General features: G+C 67.2%; 4 protein-coding genes. All 4 read left to right on the forward strand.

The window, feature by feature from the left end:
* Window positions 1–1,018 (forward strand): hypothetical protein (locus FJ251_15245; protein ID MBM4119057.1); only part of this gene is annotated, 1,018 nt, incomplete at its 5' end.
* 7 nt (window positions 1,019–1,025) lie between these two features.
* Window positions 1,026–1,718 carry a hypothetical protein gene (locus FJ251_15250; GenBank protein ID MBM4119058.1) on the forward strand — a complete coding sequence of 231 codons (693 nt, stop codon included), beginning with the start codon at window positions 1,026–1,028 and terminating at the stop codon, window positions 1,716–1,718.
* Between the two features lie 184 nt (window positions 1,719–1,902).
* A complete protein-coding gene (locus FJ251_15255; GenBank protein MBM4119059.1) occupies window positions 1,903–2,166 on the forward strand; it encodes a hypothetical protein in 264 nt (87 codons plus the stop codon).
* Window positions 2,167–2,192: 26 nt separating this feature from the next.
* Window positions 2,193–2,573, forward strand: a complete 381-nt coding sequence (locus FJ251_15260) for a hypothetical protein (GenBank protein MBM4119060.1) — start codon at window positions 2,193–2,195, stop codon at window positions 2,571–2,573.
* Window positions 2,574–2,738: the final 165 nt, after the last annotated feature.

Consider the following 2,738-nt stretch of genomic DNA (forward strand, 5'->3'; position numbering starts at 1 on the left):
CGTGCAAAGCCAGGATCTCTACCTGGGCCTGGACGTGTTCAAGGGCTTCGGCGAGCGCGAGGGCTATGCCCAGCTCTGCGGCAATCTCGTCGACGCCAGCGGCAAGCCGGTTTTCCCCGCCTACCGGGTTTTCACCTACGGCGGCAAGAAGCTAGGCGTGCTCGGGGTGACGGATCCCCGTCTGCAGCACGGGGTGGAGAAGTTGCCGGAGGGCTTCAAGTTCGCCGACCCGGCGCCCGCGATCGCCGAGGGCGTGCGCGCCCTGCGCGAGCGCGAGGGCTGTGCAGCGGTGGTTCTGCTCTATGGCGGCCGCCGGGAGCAGGCACTGGAGACCTGCAAGACGCTTCAGGGCGTGGACCTCGTCTTCTTCGGCAACGCGACGATCAGCCAACGCGTGCCAGCGGAGACCGAATCCGGGATCCCCGTCTACACGGCGGGGAACCGGGGCAAGGACTTCGGCGAGATCCTACTCACCATGAAGGACGACGGGTCCGTATCGCTCTCGCCGATGCAGATCCACGAGCTGGACAAGAACTACGTCGAGGATCCGGCGGTAGCCGCGCGGGTGGCGGCGCTCAAGTCCGAGCTCGAGGTCGAGAAGCAGCGGGCGCAACTCATCGAGCAGTTGGCGCGCGAGTACAGCGAGACGGCCGCGACGGACACTTACCTGGGCACGGAAACCTGCAAGCGCTGTCATGCGACCGAGGTGGAGAGCTTCCTGCAAACGGCCCACGCGCACGCCATGGTCAGCCTGGAGCAGAAGTTCGAGGACAACAACCCGGACTGCGTGAGCTGTCATGTGACGGGCTGGCAGGAGCCGGGTGGCTACGGGCTCGACGCCGTCAATCGCAACAAGCTGGGGGGCGTCCAGTGCGAGGCCTGCCACGGCTATGGGACGGCGCACGCGCGCAATCTGCTGGCGGCGGCCGATCCGGCGGCGATGTGCCTGCGCTGTCACGACCAGGCCAACAGCCCCAACTTCGACTTCGCGAAGTACTGGGAGCGGATCAAGCACTAGGGGGGCCGTGCGGATGCGGCGTCTGGCCGGCGCGGCGGCGCTACTCCTGATCAGTCTGGAAGCCCGGGTGGGGACCGCTGGCTTCCCCACGCCGGGCTTCTTCATGGAATTCCGCGTCGAGGCCTTCAGCGAGGGGCGGCGCCGCGAAGAGCGCTTCCGGCTCCTCGTTGCGGAGGATCTCGGCGGCGAGCGGCGGCTGCTCACCCTGACGGTGGACGGCGGGGCGGCGTATCGGGCCGTCTACCTGTCCGGTCCAGGCGAGGCAGGGCCCTTCGCCCGCGCGCGTTTCGAACGCGTCGAGAGCCGCGAGAACGGCCACTGGCAGCCGTTGGCGCTCGATGAGATCGAGCTGCTGACGACCCTCACGGGCATGCAGGAGCGCCTCGCTGCCGGCCGCGCCGAGGCCGACAGCACCTTCAGCATCGGCGGTCGCCAGTGGCCCGCCCAGCGCTACGCGCTCGCGGACAGCAGCGAGAGCACGCAGCGCAGCGCCAGTGTCGCACTGACGCGGCAGATCGTGTCCCGCGGCCGGGCCTGGGTCTGCGCCGCGCTACCCTTCGGCGGCTGGGTGCGCTTCGAAGAGGAGCGGACGGCGCGCAAGGTCTCCGAGTTCGGCGGCCGCCGCTACGTCAGCGCGCCCGAGACGAGCCGGGAGGTCTGGACGCTCGTCGGCGTTGGCGAGCGCGCGGCCAATAAGTAAAGCTCTCCCGCAGCGCCCTCGCCGCCCCGTGCGGCGAGGGTGCGCACCCGCCCTTGCCCCCGCCGCCACGCAGAGCACCTCCGGACCCGCAATCCTCTTGACACCATGTTGACGATCGCGTAGGGTGCGTACTACCTGTGGGGGCCTCATCGCCTACCCGCGGGGAGAGGATACCACATGTAGGGTGAGAGAGATCACCCCGCGACGAGTCTTACTCAAAGGGAAGGGTGAGCCGATGAGTAATACGAATCCGGGCGTTGTCACGTCGACCTTCCTGGAACGTGATCTGGATTCAACTAAGAAATACGTGAAGTACCACAAACTTCTCGCCAAGGCCGAGAAAGAGGGGCGTATCGACGGACGCTATGTCTGTCCGGTGTGCGGCATGCGCTACATGGTCTGGGACGAGGCCGACACCTGCTGCAAGCAGATGCCAGGCATGAAGTAGGCCGGTCCGCGCAGAGAGGGATTCCGATGAAGCAGTACTGCTCCGTTTGCAAGGACCACCTGGAGATGGCGGTGGTGGAGGAAGGCGGAGAGGACGAGGTCACTTGGCTCAAGTGTCCGCGCTGCAAGGGAATCCTGCCGCACATGAAGCTGGAGGGGGAGGAGGAGCTAGCGCCGGCGCCGATCGTGGAGACTTTCACGCTCGCGAGCATCGACACCAAGTCGGTCCACGAGTACGAGCCCTCGCGGGACTATGCGGTGGGTGACGTCATCTACCATCGGTCCTGGAATGACTATGGCCGCGTGGTGGAGAAGATGATCCTCCCCGGGGACCGCCATGCGATCAGAGTGCAGTTCCTCAACCAGGGCGACGTCAACCTGCTCGAGGACGTCAAGCACGGCGGCTGAGCGCCGACGCCGTGGCGGTCGGCGCGCAGCCTGCCTGCTTCTGCTGCTGCTCGCCACGCCGGTTTCCGCTCGCCTGCTCCAGAGCGAGGGCGTTCTGGACAGCCAGGCCGCGCTGCCGCCGGACACGCGTCGCCTCGAGTTCGGCTCGAGCTACTTCGGCGCACC

The sequence above is a fragment of the bacterium genome, from assembly GCA_016873475.1.
Classification (GTDB): Bacteria; Krumholzibacteriota; Krumholzibacteriia; order JACNKJ01; family JACNKJ01; genus VGXI01.